Below are 18,810 nucleotides of genomic sequence, written 5' to 3'. Positions count from 1 at the left end.
TCGGCCGCCGTCCCATCCCCTTGGGCAAATCCGTGCGCGACCTATGAAATTAGGTAACCCTTACCTTACTATGGCGCGGATCCCCGGCCCAGGCCGGGAACGACCTGCCTGGGAGGGCGCGCTGCCGTGTGCGGTTCCGAGGAAGTCCTGGCCTACTGGCAGCGGTTGCTGACCCCGCTGCCGCTGGAGATCTCACTGCCCGCCGACCGGCCCCACCCGCCCGAGCCGGACCCCGGCCGGGCGACCCGCACCCTGTCCGGCGTCCCGGACGCCGCGGACACCGACCTGCTCACCGCCTTCGTCGCCCTGCTGCACCGCTACAGCGGCGCGATGGACGTCACCGTCGGCCACGACGGCCTCCCGTTACGCGTGTCCGCCGACCACGAGCCGACCTTCCAGGGGCTGCGGCACCGCGTGGCGCAGGCATGGCAGGAGGCCGAGACCCACCGGCTGCCCTTCGACATGCTCAGCGACGAACTGCGCCCCCGGCGCACCCGCGGCGGCGGCCTGTTCTTCAACACCGCGTTCGCCACGACCACCCGCCCCGCCGGCGAACTGCCCGCCCCCCTCGACCTGTTGCTGGAGGTGCGCGAGGGCGAGGCGCGGGCGACGTACGACCCCCGTCTCTTCGAGGCCGCGACCGTCGACCGGCTGCTCGGCCACTACCGGACCCTGCTGACCGACGCGCTCGCCCGCCCGGACGCCCCCGTCGACCGGCTCACGCTGATGGGGCCGCAGGAGTACCGGCAGGTCGTCCTCGACTGGAACGCCACCGAGCACACCGTGCCCGCCGCCACCTGGCCCGCGATGTTCGCCGAGCAGGTCCGCGCCCGCCCCGACGCCGTCGCCCTGGTCTTCGAGGACCAGGAACTGACCTACGCCGAACTGGACCAGCGGGCCAACCGGCTCGCGCACGCCCTGCTCGCGCGCGGAGCCGGTCCCGAGCGCATCGTCGCCCTGGCCCTGCCGCGCTCCCTGGACCTGATCGTCGCCGAGGTCGCCGTCCTGAAGTCCGGCGCCGCCTATCTGCCGATCGACCACGACTACCCGGCGGACCGCATCGCCTACATGCTCGGCGACGCCGGGCCCGTGTGCATGGTCACCACCGAGGAGACCGCGGGAGACCTGCCCGAGCGGGACGGCATGGCCCTGCTGCTGCTCGACGCGCCCGGCACGGCCGCCGAACTCGCCCGGCACCCGGCCCACGACCCCGGCGCGCCGATCACCGTCGACAGCGCCGCCTACGTCATCTACACCTCCGGCTCGACCGGGCGCCCCAAGGGCGTCGTCCTCGCCCACAGCGGCGTGGCGGGCCTGGTCGCCACCCAGACGGAACGGTTCGGCATCGGGCCGCACAGCAGGGTGCTCCAGTTCGCCTCGCCGAGCTTCGACGTCGCCTTCTGGGACCTGTGCCTCGGCCTGCTCTCCGGCGGCCGGCTGGTCGTCGTCCCGGCCGAGCGCCGGGTGCCGGGCGCCCCCCTCGCCGACTACGCCCACGCGCACGGCATCACCTTCATGATCCTGCCGCCCGCGCTGCTCGCGGCCATGCCGGACGACGTCCGCCTGCCGCCCACCGCGACCCTGCTGGCGGGCACCGAGCGCGTCTCCCCGGAACTCGTGGGCCGCTACGCGCGCGGGCGGATGATGTTCAACGCCTACGGCCCGACCGAGGCCACCACCAACTCCACGCTCGGCTTGTGCGATCCGGACATCCCCGCCGGTTCGATCGTCCCCATCGGCGTGCCCGACCCCGGCACCCGGGCCTACGTCCTGGACGCCTGCCTCCGCCCCGTCCCGGCCGGTTTCACCGGCGAGCTGTACCTGGGCGGCGCCGGCCTCGCGCGCGGCTATCTCGGCCGGCCCGACCTGACCGCCGAACGGTTCGTCGCCGACCCCTACGGCGCACCCGGCGAGCGGCTCTACCGCACCGGCGACCTCGTGCGCTGGAAGGCCGACGGACGGCTGGAGTTCCTCGGCCGCGCCGACGCACAGCTCAAGATCCGCGGCTTCCGCATCGAACCGGGCGAGATCGAGTCCGTGCTGCGCGGCCACCCGGCCGTCGACCAGGTCACCGTCGTCGCCCGCGAGGACCGCCCCGGCGACCGCCGCCTCGTCGCGTACGTCGTGCCCGGCCTCGACGGCCCGGGCACGCACGTCGAGGAGTGGAAGCAGGTCCACGAACTCCTCTACAGCGCGGCCGGACCGGAGGGCTCCCAGGAGAACTTCGCGGGCTGGAACAGCATGTACGACGGACTCCCGCTGCCCGTCGAGGAGATGCGGGAGTGGCGGGAGGCGACCGTCGAGCGCCTGCGCGAACTCGGCCCGGGCCGCCGGGTCCTGGAGATCGGCGTCGGCAGCGGACTGATCCTCTCCCGGCTCGCCCCTCACTGCGAGGAGTACTGGGGCACCGACCTCTCCGACGAGGCGATCGGCGCCCTGCGCGCCCAGGTGGACCTCCCCGGCGTCGAACTGCGCGCCCAGCCCGCCCACGACACGACCGGGCTGCCCGCGCACCACTTCGACACCGTCGTCCTCAACTCCGTCGCCCAGTACTTCCCGAGCGCCGACTACCTCAGCGACGTCCTGCGCGCGGCGGCCGGGCTCCTCGCCCCCGGCGGACGGATCTTCGTCGGCGACGTACGCAATCTGCGGCTGCTGCGCACCCTGCGCGCGGCCGTGGAGACCCGGCGCGCCGCGACCGACGACAAGAGCGCCCTGCGCGCCGCCGTGGAGCAGTCGGTGCGCTGGGAGGGCGAACTGCTGCTGGACCCGGACTACTTCGCCGCCCTCGACGGCTTCGACGCCGAGATCCGGCTCAAACGGGGCACCCACCACAATGAGCTGAACCGGTACCGGTACGACGTCGTCCTGCGCCCCGGACCGCGGACCGCCGCCCCCGACGAACACGAGATCCCGTGGGCGGAGGCCGGCCGGCTGGACGCACTCCTCACCGAGCAGCGCCCCGCACGGCTCCGGCTCACCGGCATCCCCAACGCCCGCCTCGCCGACGACCTCACGGACCTGTGGCAGCTGGAGGGAAGCAGCGGCCGGACGGACGCCGGCGCCGACCCGGAGGACATCCACGCCCTGGCCGCCCGGCACGGCTACGAAGCGGCGCTCACCTGGAACGGCACCGCCGACGACGGCGCCTTCGACGCGGTCCTCGCCCTCACCGACCCGCGCCCCGGCCTGTACCGGACGGCCGGCGCCTACCCGCACGCCAACCGCCCCGCCCCCTTCCGCGATGTGACCGCGCTGATGAGAACGCTGCGCGCGCACGCCGCCGAATGGCTGCCCGACTACATGGTCCCCTCCGCCCTGGTGCCGCTGCACACGCTGCCCGTCACCCCGAGCGGCAAGATCGACGCCCGGGCGCTGCCCGCCCCCGACTACGGGGCGCTGAGCGCGGGCCGCGCACCGAGCACCCCGCGCGAGAAGCTGCTGTGCGCCCTGTTCGCCGAGGTGCTCGGGCTGGACTCGGTCACGGCCGAGGACGACTTCCTCACCCTCGGCGGGGACAGCATCACCGCCATCCAACTCCTCATCAGGGCACGGGAGTCGGGGCTGCGGTTGACCACCCGTGACGTCTTCCGGCACCGCACGGCAGAGGCCCTCGCCCAGGCGGCCGTCGAGCGCGTCGAGGAGCACGCCGAGCAGGCGCCGCTGCTGGAGTTCGGCCCCGGCGACCTGGCCGAACTCCAGGGCACGGACCCGCTGGACATCCAGGAGACGCTTCCCCTCACGCCCCTCCAGCAGGGCTTCTTCTTCCACTCCCTGACCAGCGCCGCCCAGGACGACATCCACGACGACATCTACGTCGTCCAGCAGGTGGTCGACCTGGCCGGGCCGGTCGACGGCCCCACTCTGCGCCGCGCCGCCCAGCGCCTGCTGGACCGGCACGCACCCCTGCGGGCCGCCTTCCGCCAGGGCCCCGACGGCACCCCCGTGCAGATCATCACCCGGCACGCCGAACTGCCCTGGCGGGAGGCCGACCTGTCGGCGCACCATGGTGAGGACCGGGCCGCCCTGGCCGAGGCGGTGGCGGCGGACGAACGGGCCGCGGGCTTCGACCTGGCCCGACCGCCCCTGCTGCGCTGCGCCCTCATCCGCTTCGGCGGACAGCGCAGCCGACTCGTCCTGACCTTCCATCACATCGTCGCCGACGGCTGGTCCCTGCCCGTCCTGCACCGCGAACTGATGGCCTGCTACGGCACCGACACCCCGCCGCTCCCCGACGTCACCCCCTACCGCACCTTCCTGCGCCGTCTCGCCGGTCAGGACCGGGACGCGGCCCGCGAGGCATGGCGCACGGCGCTCGCCGGGGTCGACGAACCCACCCGCCTCGTCGACTCCCCGGCCACCGCGGCCCCGGTGCGCCCCGGGCACGTCCGGGTGGAGCTGCCCGAGCGGACCACCGCGCGGCTCGTGGAGCGCGCCCGCGAGCACGGCGTCACCCTCGGCACCGTCGTCCAGGTCGCCTGGGGACTGCTGCTCGGCCGCCTCACCGGCCGCCACGACGTGGTGTTCGGCACCACGGTCTCCGGCCGCGACAGCGAGGTCGACGGCATCGCCTCCATGGTGGGCCTGTTCATCAACACCCTGCCCACCCGGCTGCGCTGGACCCCCGGGGAAACGCTCGGGGACCTGCTGACCCGCCTCCAGGAGGAGCAGGCGCGGCTGCTGGACCACCAGCACCTCGGCCTCGCGGAGATCCAGCGGCTCGCCGGGCACGCCGGAGAGGGCGAACTCTTCGACACCCTCGTGGTGTTCGAGAACTACCCCGCGGAAACCGACCTGCGGGACGCCACCGGCAGCGTCCGCGTCACCGGGGACGCCTTCCACGACGCCGTGCACTATCCGCTCGCCCTCGTCGTCAAGCCGGGGGAGCGGCTCGACCTGCGGCTCAAGCACCACGCCGAGCGCCTGGACGGCGATGCCGTACGGCTGCTCGGCGACCGCCTGGCACGCGTGCTGGACGCCCTGGCCGCCGATCCGGCCCGCCCGGCGGCCTCCGTGGACCTGCTCTCCCCGGACGAGGCCCTGCGCGCCCATCCGGCCGGCGAGGAGCGCGCCGTCCCGGAGACCACCCTGGCCGAGGCGTTCGCGGCGCAGGTGGCCCGTACCCCGGACGCCACGGCGGTCGTCTTCGCGGAGGAGCGGCTGACGTACGCCGAACTCGACACCCGAGCCGAGGCGTTGGCCGCCCGCTTGCGGGTCCGCGGTGCGGGACCGGGCGCCTTCGTCGCGGTGGCCGTGCCCCGGTCGGCCGAGCTGATGGTGGCCCTGCTCGGCGTGCTGAAGTCGGGCGCCGCCTATCTCCCGGTCGACCTCGACTACCCGGCGGACCGCGTCGCCCACATGCTCACCGACTCGGGCGCCACGACGGTGATCACGCTCGGCGCGACCGCCGACCGGCTGCCGCACACGCCGGGCACGACGGTGCTGCTGCTCGACGACGAGGCGGAAGCGTGCGCCGAGTCGTCCGCCGAACCGGTGGCCGCGCACCCCGACGACCCCGCCTATCTGATCTACACCTCCGGCTCCACCGGCCTGCCCAAGGGCGTGCTCGTCAGCCACCGCGCGATCGTCAACCGGCTCGCCTGGATGCAGGGCGAGTACGGCCTGACCGCCGGCGACCGGGTCCTGCAGAAGACGCCCTCCAGCTTCGACGTCTCGGTGTGGGAGTTCTTCTGGCCGCTCCTCGAAGGCGCGGCCGTGGTCCTCGCCCGCCCCGACGGCCACCGCGACCCCGCCTACCTGGCCGCGCTGGTCCGCGAACAGGCCGTCACCACCCTGCACTTCGTGCCGTCCATGCTGGCAGCCTTCCTCCAGTCCGACGAGGTCACCGCCGACCCCGGCTGGGCGGCCTCCCTGCGCCGCGTCCTGAGCAGCGGCGAGGCGCTGCCCACCGGCGCCGCCCGGCGCTGGCGGGAGCTGACCGGCGTACCGCTGCACAACCTGTACGGTCCCACCGAGGCCGCCGTCGACGTCACCCACCACCCCTGCGACGGCACCGACGAGGGCCCCTCCGTGCCCATCGGCCGCCCGGTGTGGAACACCGGCCTGCGGGTGCTGGACACCTGTCTGCGGCCGGTCCCCGAGGGCGCCCCGGGCGAGCTGTACCTCACCGGTGTGCAACTGGCCCGCGGCTACCACGCCCGCCCGGGCCTGACCGCCGAACGGTTCACCGCCGATCCGTACGGGCCGCCCGGCAGCCGCATGTACCGCACCGGCGACCTGGTCAGGCGCCGCCCCGACGGGGTGATCGAGTACCTGGGCCGCACCGACCGGCAGGTCAAACTCCGCGGCAACCGCATCGAGCCCGGCGAGATCGAGGCCGTTCTGACCCGGCTGCCCGCCGTGGCCCGGGCCGCGGTCACGGTACGCGACAACGCGCTCGTGGCGTACGTCGTACCGTCCGCGGACGCCTCCCCCGACCCGGCCCGAGTGCGCGAGGCCCTGGCGGCTTCGCTGCCCGCCGCCCTGGTGCCCGCCTCCTGTGTCGTCCTCGCCGACCTGCCGCTGACCCCCAGCGGCAAGCTCGACCGCACCGCGCTGCCCGCCCCGCAGGCCGAACGCGCCGCGCCGCGCGCCCCGCGCAGCCCTCGGGAGCAGCTGCTCACGGAGATCTTCGGCGCCGTGCTGAAGCTGCCGGACGTCGGTGCCGACGACGACTTCTTCCTGCTCGGCGGCGACAGCATCAGCTCGATCGCCGTCGCCAGCCGGGCCCGCCGGGCCGGACTGGTCCTCGGCCCGCGCGAGGTCTTCGAGCACCGCACCCCGGCCGCGCTCGCCGCCGCCGCGACGGTGGCCGCACCCTCCACGGCAACGGCGGCGACGGCGTTCCGCCTCACCGAGGAGGAACGCGCCCGCGTCGAACGGCTGGCCCCCGGCCCGATCGAGGACGTCTGGCCGCTCGCCCCGCTCCAGGAGGGCCTGTTCTTCCACTCCACCTACGACGACAGCCCGTTGGACGTCTACACCGTCCACGAGTCCTTCGACTTCGCCGCACGCGTCGACGCCGAGCGGCTGCGCGCCGCGACCCGCACCCTGCTGGCCCGCAACCCCTCGCTGCGCGCCGGGTTCACCAGTGAAGGGCTGCGCCGGCCGGTGCAGTTCATCGTGCGGGACGCGCGGATCCCGCTGACCGAAGTGGACCTCGCGGGTCTGCCACCGGCCGAACAGGACCGGCGCCTGCGGGAGTTGATGGACGAGGAGCGGTCCCGCCGCTTCGACCTGACCCGTCCGCTGCTCTTCCGGCTGCTGCTGGTGCGGCTCGGCGACGGGCGCGGTGACCGGCTCGTCGTCGGACGCCATCTGATCCTGTGGGACGGCTGGTCGGCCTGGCTCTTCCTGGACCAGCTGTTCGCCCTGTACGAGAGCGGCGGCGACCCGGCCGGGCTCGCCCGCCCCGGTTCCTACCGCGACTACCTGACCTGGCTGGAGCGGCAGGACGCCGCCGAGGCGACCCGTGCCTGGCGGGCCGCCCTGGCCGGTTTCGAGGAACCCACCCTGCTGGTCCCGGCCGTCGGTGACCGGGGCCCGGAACCGGTGATCCCGCAGCACCTGGACGCCGTCCTCGACGCGGAGACCGCCGAGCGGCTGCGCGACACCGCCCGCCGCCACGGCCTCACCCTCAACACGGTGCTCAACGCGGCCTGGGGGCTGGTCCTCGCGAGCGTGTCCGGCCGCGGCGACATCGTGTTCGGTACGACGGTCGCCGGGCGGCCCAGCGAGGTGCCGGACGTCGAGAACGTCATCGGCATGTTCCTCAACACCGTCCCCGCCCGCATCGCCTTCGACCCCCGGGAGTCCGTGCTCGACCTGCTGCGCCGCGTCCAGGGCGAGCGGCTGGCGGTCATGCCGTACGAACACCTGGGCCTCGGCGTCCTCCAGGCGGAGACCGGACACCGCCGCCTGTTCGACACGCTGTTCGTGCTGCGCAACGCCGACACCGACGAGCGGCTCGCCGAGCTGCGCGAGCGGCACGGGGCGACGGCGGTCGCCAACGTGGACGCCACCCACTACCCGGCCAACCTCGTCGTCACCCCCGGCGAGCGGATCCGCGTCACCCTCGCCTACCGCCCGGACCTGCTGGACGACGCGTACGCGCGCGCTCTGCTGGACCGGTTCGTACTGCTGGCCGGACGACTGGTGGCCGACCCGTCCGCCGCCGTCGGTTCGCTGTCCGCGCTGCTGCCCGCCGAGGCCGCCGCGCTGGCCCGCGAGGAGGCCGAGCAGCGGCAGCCCGTGCCGCACGAGACCGTGGCGGACCTGCTCGCCGCCCAGGCCGCCCGCACCCCGGACGCCACCGCACTCGTCTTCGGCGAGCAAGCCGTCACCTACGCGGAACTCGACGCCCGCTGCAACCGCATGGCCCGGATGCTCATCGCCCGGGGCGCCGGACCCGAGCAGGTCGTCGCGCTCGGGCTGCCGCGCTCGATCGACACCGTGGTGGCGCTGTTCGCCGTCCTGCGCACCGGCGCCGCCTATCTGCCGCTGGAGCTGGACCACCCGGCCGAGCGGCTCTCGCTGATGCTGGCCGACGCCCGGCCGCTGCTGCTGCTGACGACCGAGGCGGTCTCCCGGACGCTGACGGACGACACCCCGCGCGTCCTGCTCGACGACCCCGCGGCGCTCGGCGGCCACTCCACCGACCCCGTGCTGCGGAGGTTCAGCCTGGACCATCCCGCCTACGTCATCTACACCTCCGGCTCGACCGGCCGCCCGAAGGGGGTCGTCACGCCGTACGTCGGCCTGACGAACATGCAGCTCAACCACCAGAAGGAGATCTTCGCCCCGGCGATCGCCGCGGCCGGCGGCCGGCGGCTGCGCATCGCGCACACCGTCTCCTTCGCCTTCGACATGTCCTGGGAGGAGCTGCTGTGGCTCGTCGAGGGGCATGAGGTGCACATCTGCGACGAGGAGCTGCGCCGGGACGCCACCGCGCTGGTGGCGTACTGCGAGGAGCACCGCGTCGACGTGGTCAACGTGACCCCCACGTACGCCCATCTCCTCATCGAGGAGGGCCTGTTGGAGGGACACCGCCCGCCGCTGGTGCTGCTGGGCGGCGAGGCGGTCACCGAGACCGTGTGGAACACGCTGCGGGACACCGAGGGCACCTACGGCTACAACCTGTACGGGCCCACCGAGTACACGATCAACACCCTCGGCGGCGGCACCGGCGACAGCGCGACCCCGACCGTGGGCCGCCCGATCCGCGCCACCCGCGCCCGCGTCCTCGACACCTGGCTGCGGCCGGTGCCGGACGGTGTGGCGGGCGAGCTGTACATCGCGGGCGTGGGCCTGGCCCGCGGCTACCTCGACCGGCCGGGACCGACCGCGGAGCGCTTCCTCGCCGACCCCTACGGGCGGCCCGGCGAGCGCATGTACCGCACCGGCGACCTGGTACGGCGCCGCCCGGACGGCAACCTCGACTTCCTCGGCCGCACCGACGACCAGGTCAAGATCCGCGGCCACCGGGTGGAGCTGGGCGAGATCGAGACCGCGCTCGCCCAGCACCCCGAGGTCTCCCAGGCCGCCGTGCTCGCCCGCGACGACACCTCCGCGCCCGGCACCCAGCGGCTCGTCGGCTACGTCGTCCCCGCCGAACCCGACGCCGGGGCCCGGCGGGCGGCCGAGCGGGAGCAGATCGGGGAGTGGCGGGAGATCTACTCCGCCGAGTACACCGAGATCGGCACGGCCCTGTTCACCGAGGACTTCGCGGGCTGGGACAGCTCCTACGACGGCAGCCCCATCCCCGTGGAGCAGATGCGGGAGTGGCGCGAGGCGACGGTCGGGCGGATCCGGGAGCTGCGGCCCCGGCGCGTTCTGGAGATCGGCGTCGGCTCCGGGCTGCTGCTGTCCCGGCTCGCTCCGGACGCGGAGGCGTACTGGGCGACCGACTTCGCGGCCCCCGTGATCCGCAAGCTCGGCGAGGACCTGAAGGCGGACCCGGAGCTGGCCCGCAAGGTCGAACTGCGCTGTCAGGCCGCCGAGGTGACGGACGGTCTGCCCACCGGCTTCTTCGACACGGTCGTCATCAACTCCGTCGTCCAGTACTTCCCGAGCCTGGACCACCTGCGCAAGGTGATCCGCGGCGCGCTGGACCTGCTCGCCCCGGGCGGCGCGCTGTTCCTCGGCGACGTACGGGACCTGCGCCAGGCGCGGGTCCTCCAGACCGGCATCCAGGTCGCCCGGGGCGCCGACGACCTGCGCCGGGCCGTGGACCGGGGCCTGGCCCTGGAGAAGGAACTCCTCGTCGACCCCGACTGGTTCACCACCCTCGGCGTCGGCGTCGAACTGCGCACGAAGGCCGGGCGGCACCACAACGAGCTGACGCGCTACCGCTACGACGTGGTGCTGTACGCCGACACGACGCACGCCGTCCGCCTGGACGAGATCCCGGAGGTGGACCGGGGCGACCTGCCCGGGCACCTGGACGCACCCGGCCCGTTCCGGGTCCGCGGGATCCCCGACGCGCGTACGGCGGCCGATCTGGCCGCGATGCGCGCGATGGACTCGGCCCCGCCGCCGGACCCCGGCGTGGAGCCGGAGGACCTGCGGCGGCTGGGGGAGTCCCGCGGCCGTCGCGTGCTGACCACCTGGTCCGACGAGCCGGGCTTCTTCGACGCGGTGTTCCTGCCCGCCGCCCTCACCGGCCGCACCCTGGGCCTGTACCGTCCGCGCGGAGCCGAGGTGTACGCCAACACGCCCACCGCCACCCGGGGGCAGGGCGCGCTGATCCGGCGGCTGCGGGACGACCTGGGGCGGCGGCTGCCCGGCTACATGGTCCCGGCCGCCTTCGTGGTGCTGCCCCGGCTGCCGATGAACGACAACGGCAAGCTCGACGTCCGCGCCCTGCCGGACGCGGAGCCCGCGGTGGCCCTGTCCCAGGGGCGCGGCCCGCGCACCCCGGTGGAGGAGGTGCTGTGCCGGCTCTTCGCCGAGGTGCTGGGGCTGCCCCGCACCGGCGCGGAGGACGACTTCTTCGACCTGGGCGGTCATTCGCTGCTCGCGACCCGGCTGATCAGCCGGGCACGGACCGAACTGGGGGCGGAGCTGGCGATCCGCGACCTGTTCGAGGCGCCGACACCGGAGGCCCTGGCGCTGCGCGCGGAGGCCGGACGCCCCTCCCGGCCCGTGCCGGCGCCCGCCGCCGAACGGCCCGCGCGGATCCCGCTGTCGGCGGCCCAGCGGCGGCTGTGGCTGGTCGAGCGGATCGCCGGAGGCTCGGTCGCCTACAACTTCCCGCTCGTCTTCCGGCTCCGCGGCCGACTCGACCTCGGCGCACTCCGCGTCGCGCTGCGTGATGTCACGGACCGTCATGAGGCCCTGCGCACCCGCTTCCTGGAGGAGGCCGGCGAGCCGTACCAGTGGATAGCGGCGCCCGGTACGGCCGAGCCCGAGTTCCGCGTCACCGACTGCGCCGAGGACGAACTGGCCGCCCGCGTCGAGGCCGCCCAGCGCCGCCCCTTCGACCTGGGAACCGAACTCCCGCTGCGGGCCGAGGTGATGCGACTGGGCCAGGACGACCACGTGGTGGCACTGATGCTGCACCACATCACCACCGACGAGTGGTCCGACCGGCCCTTCCTCGGCGACCTCACCACCGCCTACCTGGCCCGCCGCGCAGGACGCGCCCCCGACCTGGCCCCCCTGCCGGTCCAGTACGCCGACTACACCCTGTGGCAGGACACGCTGCTCCAACAGGTCGGCGCCGGACAACTCGCGCACTGGACCGAGACCTTGCGCGACCTCCCCGAGGAACTGACCCTGCCCCTGGACCGGCCCCGCCCGGCCGAGCCCACCGGACGGGGCGGCCGGGTCCGCCTGGAACTGGACCCCGGCACCGGCCGAGCCCTGCGTGAGCTGTCCCGGTCCACCGGCACCAGCATGTTCATGCTGTTCCAGGCCGCCACCGCCGCCCTGCTGCACCGGCTCGGCGCCGGCGAGGACATCCCGCTGGGCGCCCCCGTCGCGGGCCGCGCCGACGAGGCCCTGAACGACCTGGTCGGCTTCTTCGTCAACACCCTCGTCCTGCGCACCGACCTGTCCGGCCCGGACCTCACCTTCCGTGCCCTGCTCGCCCGGGTCAGGGAGTCCGCCCTGGCGGCGTTCGAGCACCAGGACCTGCCCTTCGACCAGGTCGTGGAGGCCGTCAACCCGCCCCGGGCGACCGGCCGCAACCCGCTCTTCCAGGTCATGCTCGGCTACCACTACCGGCCCGACGGCGACCCCGACGTGCTCGGCCTGCTGACCGAGTGGTTCGACATGGACACCGGCACGGCCAAGTTCGACCTCCACTTCACCTTCGTGGACGAGACCGGGCCCGGCCGTCTGACGCTGCTCCTGGAGCACGCGCTCGACCTGTGCGACGAGACGACCGCACGGCGGATCACCCGACAGCTGGTCCGGCTGCTGGAGCAGGTGGCCGGCGACCCCGACCGGCCGGTGCGCGACCTGGAGCTGCTGGACGCCGGCGAACGCCGGCTGCTGATCGAGGGGTGGAACGACACCGCGCACGAGGTCGGCGCGACGACCCTGCCGGACCTGTTCCGCGCCCAGGCGGCCCGCACCCCGGACGCCCTGGCCCTCGTCTTCGGGGAACAGCGGCTGACCTACGCCGAGTTGGACGCCCGGGTCGAGCACACGGCACGGGTCCTGGCCGGGATGGGCGTGGGCCCGGAGTCCACGGTGGGCGTGGCGCTGCCCCGGTCGGCCGACCTGGTGGTGGCCCTGCTCGCGGTGCACCGGGCCGGCGGGGCGTACCTCCCGCTGGACGCCGATCACCCGGCGGAGCGGCTGGCGTTCCTGCTGGACGACGCCCGGCCCGCCTGCGTGATCCGGGACGCGCTGCCGGACGGCCCCGAGGGTGAACTCCCGCTCGACCACAACCCGTTGAGCCCGGCCTACGTCCTGTACACCTCCGGTTCGACGGGCCGCCCGAAGGGCGTGGTCGTCCCGCACGCGGGCATCGCCAACCGCCTGCTGTGGATGCAGGACACCTACCGGCTCACCGCCGGGGACCGGGTGCTGCAGAAGACCCCCGCCGGGTTCGACGTGTCGGTGTGGGAGTTCTTCTGGCCGCTGATCACCGGAGCCACCCTGGTGGTCGCCCCGCCGGAGGCCCACCGGGACCCGGCCCGCCTGGCCGCGCTGATCCAGGAACAGGCCGTCACGACCGCGCACTTCGTGCCCTCCATGCTCCAGCTGTTCCTGGAGGAGCCCGCCGCGGCCCGCTGCACGACGCTGCGCCAGGTGATGTGCAGCGGCGAGGCCCTGCCCCTCGCGGTCACGGAGCGCTTCCACCGGGTCCTCCCGGCCCGGCTGCACAACCTGTACGGGCCCACGGAGGCGTCCGTCGACGTCACGGCGACCGAATTGCCCGCCGACACCCGGCAGGTGGTGATCGGCCGCCCGGTGTGGAACACCCGCGCCTACGTCCTGGATACCGGCCTGCGCCCGGTGCCGCCCGGTGTCGCCGGGGAGCTGTACCTGGCGGGCGTCCAGCTCGCCCGCGGCTATCTGCACCGCCCCGGCCTCACCGCCGAGCGGTTCGTCGCGGACCCGTACGGCGGGCCCGGCGCCCGCATGTACCGCACGGGCGACCTGGCCCGGTGGCTGCCCGACGGCACGCTCGACTTCCTCGGCCGGACCGACGACCAGGTCAAGATCCGCGGCATGCGCATCGAGCCCGGGGAGGTGGCGGCGGCCCTCACCCGGCACCCGTCGGTCGGGCACGCCGTCGTGATCGCGCACGACCAGCGGCTCGTAGCCTACCTCGTACCGGCCGCGGGACACACCGCCGACCCGGCCGAGCTGCGCCGCCACAGCGCCGCCGTCCTGCCCGAGCACATGGTCCCGGCCGCCTTCCTCCCCCTGGACGCGCTGCCCCTCACCCCCAACGGCAAGCTGGACCGCCGAGCCCTGCCCGCGCCCGACTTCGCCGCGCAGAGCACCGCCGGCGCCCGGCCGCGCACCCCCCGCGAGGAGATCCTGTGCGGCCTGTTCGCCGACGCCCTCGGGCTGCCCGGGGTCGGCGTCGACGACGACTTCTTCGCCCTGGGCGGCCACTCGCTGCTGGCCATGCGGCTGGCGGCGCGGATCCGGGCGGTGCTCGGCGTCGAGGTGTCCCTGCGCACGGTGTTCGACGCCCGCACGGTGACCCGGCTCGCCGGGCGGCTCGCGGCGGACGGCACGGCCCCGGCCGTCGCCCGCCCGGCGCTCGGACCGCGTCCGCGTCCTGAACGGCTTCCGCTGTCCTCGGCCCAGCGCCGGCTGTGGGTGCTCTACCAGGTGGAGGGCCCGAGCGCGACGTACAACATCCCCGGCGCCTGGCGGCTGACCGGGCCGCTGGACGTCGAGGCGCTGCGGGCCGCGGTGCACGACCTGGCGGTACGCCACGAGACGCTGCGCACGGTCTTCCCCGACGAGGAGGGCCGGGCGTTCCAGCGGGTGCTGGCGCCGGACGAGGTCCGTATTCCCTTCGAGGTGGCGGACACCGACGAGGAGCACCTCGCCGAGCGGCTGGCGCGGGCCGGGGCGTACGGCTTCGCACTGGACCGCGAACCGCCCTTGCGCGTCCACGTGTTCCGGACCGGTGAGGACCGGTGGACCCTGCTGCTCCTGCTGCACCACATCGCCGGGGACGAGTGGTCGCAGGCACCCCTGAACCGGGACCTCGCCCTCGCCTACGCGGCCCGGACCGAAGGGCGGACGCCGCAGTGGGCGCCGCTGCCGGTCCAGTACGCCGACTACACGCTGTGGCAGGAGCGGCTGCTGGCGCAGGTCGGCGAGGGGCAGACCGCCTACTGGCGGCGGGCGTTGGCCGGGCTGCCCGAGGAGCTGGCGCTGCCCGTCGACCGGCCCCGGCCACTGGAGGCCAGCTACCGGGGAGGCGCGGCCGATCTCTCCCTCGACGCCGAACTGACGGCGGACCTGCGGCGGTTGGCCCGCGACCAGGGCGTCAGCGTCTTCATGGTGCTCCAGGCCGCGGTGGCCACCCTGCTCACCCGGCTCGGCGCGGGCCACAACATCCCGATCGGCAGCCCGATCTCCGGGCGCACCGACGCGGCCCTGGAGGACCTGGTCGGGTTCTTCCTCAACACCCTGGTGCTGCGCACCGACACCTCCGGCGACCCGGCCTTCCGGGAGCTGCTGGCCCGGGTGCGGGAGACCGATCTCGCCGCCTTCGACCACCAGGACGTGCCGTTCGAGCGGCTGGTGGAGGTGCTCAACCCGGCCCGCTCGCTCGCCCGGCACCCGCTGTTCCAGGTGATGGTGGTCTACCTGGCGGCCGGGGAGGAGGACGCGGGGCTGCCCGGTCTGCGCGCCCGCCGGGACGACGTGGCGCAGCCGACGGCCAAGTTCGACCTGTCCTTCGACTTCGTGGAGCGCGGCGACGGCAGCGGTGTCGACGGGGTGCTGGAGTACAGCGCCGACCTGTTCGACCACGCCACCGCGCAGTCCTTCGCGGACCGGCTGCGCCGCGTGCTGCGCGCGGTCGCCGCCGACCCGGACGTCACCGTGGGCCGGGTGGACCTCCTCGACGACGACGAACGACGGCGCCTGCACGGCGGTTGGCACAGCAGGCCCGCTCTCGCCGCGCCGACGACGGTGCCCGCGCTGTTCGAGGAGCGGGTGCGGCAGTGCCCCGAGCGGCCCGCGGCGGCCTCCGACGGCATCGAGCTCACCTTCGCCGAGCTCAACGCGGAGGCCAACCGGCTCGCGAGGGTCCTCGTCGAACTCGGCGCGGGTCCGGAGCGGTTCGTGGCCCTGGCGCTGCCGCGCACGGCGTGGTTCCTGGTGGCCGTGCTCGCCGTGCACAAGGCGGGCGCGGCCTACGTGCCGCTGGACCCCGACGCCCCGGCCGGCCGGACGGCCGACGTCCTCGACGACGCCCGTCCGGTGGTGACCGTCACCACCGGCGACTTCACCCTGCCCCCGGGCACCGAGCGCCTGAACCGGGACGACCCCGACACGGCCGCCCGGATCGCCGCCCAGGACCCGGCGGACCTGACGGTCCCGCTGAGCCCCCGTCATCCCGCCTACGTCATCCACACCTCCGGCTCCACCGGCCGCCCCAAGGGAGTCGTGGTCACCCACGAGACTCTCGGCAACCTCTTCCACAGCCACCGAGAGACGCTGTACGCGCCGGCCGTCGAGGCCACGGGACGGCGGCACCTGCGGGCCGGACACGCCTGGTCGTTCTTCTTCGACGCCTCCTGGCAGCCCCAGCTGTGGCTGCTGGACGGGCACTGCGTCCACATCGTGTCCGACGAGGTCCGCCGCGACCCCGGCCTGCTCGCGGCGGCCGTGCGCGCGCACCGCTTCGACTTCCTGGAGGTCACCCCGTCCCTCTTCGCGCAGCTGGCCGACAGCGGCCTGCTGGACGGCGACGAGAGCCCCCTCGCGGTCGTCGGCGTCGGCGGCGAGGCGGTACCGGCCGCGCAGTGGCGGCGGCTGGCCGGACTGCGCGGCACCGAGGCGTTCAACCTGTACGGGCCGACGGAGTCCACGGTGGACGCCCTGGTGGCGCGGGTCCGCGACAGCGAACGCCCCCTGGTGGGGCGGCCGGTGGCCGGCACCCGGGCTCATGTCCTGGACGGGCTGCTCCAGCCGGTGCCGCCCGGCGTCCCGGGCGAGCTGTATCTCGCGGGCGGCGGGCTGGCCCGCGGCTATCTGGGCGCACCCGGGCAGACGGCCGAACGGTTCGTGGCCGACCCCTTCGGCCCGCCCGGCTCGCGCCTCTACCGCACCGGCGACCTGGCCCGCTGGACGGCCGACGGGCGCCTGGACTACCTCGGCCGGGCCGACGACCAGGTCAAGATCCGCGGCTTCCGCGTCGAACCGGCCGAGATCGAATCCGCGCTCACCGCCCATCCCACCGTCGGACAGGCACTGGTGACGGTACGTCAGGAGGGCGCACGCAAGCTGCTGGTGGCCTACGTGGTGGCGGCCCCGGGTGCCGTCCCGGACCCGGCGCGGCTGCGCGGCCACGTCGCCGCCCGGCTGCCCGACCACATGGTCCCGGCGGCCGTTCTCCCCCTGGACCGGTTCCCGCAGCTGGCGAACGGCAAGCTGGACCGGGCCGCCCTGCCCGCGCCCGACTTCTCCGCCCTCTCCTCGGGACGCGGGCCCACCACCCCCGTGGAGGAGGCGCTGTGCACGGTCTTCGCCGAGGTGCTGGGGCTCGAACAGGTCGGCGTCGACGACGACTTCTTCGCCCTGGGCGGCGACAGCATCGTGGCCATGCAACTCGTGGGCCGGTCCCGGTCGGCGGGCGTACGGATCACTCCGCGGCTGGTCTTCCGGCACCGCACGGTCGCCGCGCTGAGCACCGTCGCCGAAACGGCCGCGCCGCGCCGGGAGGACGACGGCACCGGCACCGTCCCGCTCACCCCGGTGATGCACTGGCTGCGCGAACTGGGCGGCCCCTTCTCGACGTACCACCAGTCCGCGCTCGTCCGCACCCCCGCGGCCCTGGACCTGCCCGGCCTGACCGCCGTGCTCCAGGCCCTGGCCGACCGGCACGACCTGCTGCGGGCGCGGCTGGTACGGCCCTCGCGGACGGCCACCGAGGACTGGACGCTGCACGTCCCGCCGGCCGGCGCGGTCGACGCCGCCGGCTGGATCGACCGGGTGGACGTGGCGGGCCTCGACGCCCGGGCGCTGGGCGAGGCCGTGCGCGAGCGCGCGCACGCGGCGCGGGCGACGCTGGATCCGGACGCGGGCACGCTGGTGCGGGCCGTGTGGTTCGACGCGGGCGACGCCCCCGGACGGCTGCTGCTGATGGCCCACCACCTGGTGGTGGACGGCGTGTCCTGGCGGGTGCTGCTGCCGGACCTGGCAGCGGCGTGGCAGGACGTCCTTGCCGGGCGGCCGGTGCGGCTCGACCCGGTCGAGACCTCCTTCGCCCGCTGGGCGCGGCTGCTCACCGAACGGGCCCTCGAACCGGCGCGGGAGGCGGAACTCCCGCTCTGGACGGCCGTCCTGGACGGCGGCACCGAGCCCTTCCCGCTCGCCCGCCCCCTCGACCCGGACCGCGACACCACCGCCACCCAGCGGGAGGTCGTCCTGCGGCTGCCCGCCGAGCGCACCGGGCCCCTGCTGTCCGCCGTGCCCGCGGCGTTCGGCGCCGGCGTCAACGACGTGCTGCTCGCGGGACTCGCGCTGGCCTTCGCCGACCGGCAGCGCCGCACGGGCGGCACCGACACCTCGGTCCTGGTCGACCTGGAGGGCCACGGCCGCGAGGAGGAACTGGCCGGGGACAGCGCCGATCTCTCCCGTACCGTCGGCTGGTTCACCAGCGTCTTCCCCGTACGGCTCGATCCGGGCCCGGCCGACCCCGCCGACGCGTTCACCGGCGGCCCGGCGGCCGAGGAAGCGGTGCGCCGGGTGCGCGAGCATCTGGCGTCGCTGCCCGCGCACGGCGTCGGCTACGGCCTGCTGCGCCACCTCAACCCCCGCACCCGCGAGGTGCTGGCGGCCCGGGAACCGGCCCGCGTGGAGTTCAACTACCTGGGCCGGTTCGGCATCCCGGAGGAGACGGACTGGTCGTACGCGCCCGAGGAGGACGCGGCCGACATCGGGCCCGAGTCCGCGATGCGCCAGGGCCACGCCCTGACCGTCAACGTGGTGACCGAGGACCGGGCGGACGGGCCGGTGCTGGCCGCCCACTGGTCCTATCTGGAAGGGCTGCTGCCGCGCGAGACCGTCCAGGATCTCGCCGAGACGTGGTTCCGCGCGCTGGAAGGGCTCGTCGTGCGGGCAGAGCGCAAGAGCCGACCGTAGGACCCTGAAGAGAGG

The 18,810-nt window shown here is 74.7% G+C and carries 1 protein-coding gene; it reads left to right on the top strand.

Annotation, left to right across the window (positions count from 1 at the left end; translation table 11 throughout):
- Positions 1 to 126: 126 nt before the first annotated feature.
- Complete coding sequence (locus ACWD1Z_RS08780; RefSeq protein ID WP_451116801.1) at positions 127 to 18,795, top strand: amino acid adenylation domain-containing protein; 18,669 nt, start codon at positions 127 to 129, stop codon at positions 18,793 to 18,795.
- The last annotated feature ends 15 nt before the right edge of the window (positions 18,796 to 18,810 follow it).

Source organism: Streptomyces sp. NPDC002784 (assembly GCF_053592135.1).
The sequence above is the reverse complement of the archived record's forward strand: the minus strand, read 5'-3'. Positions and strand labels throughout refer to the sequence as shown.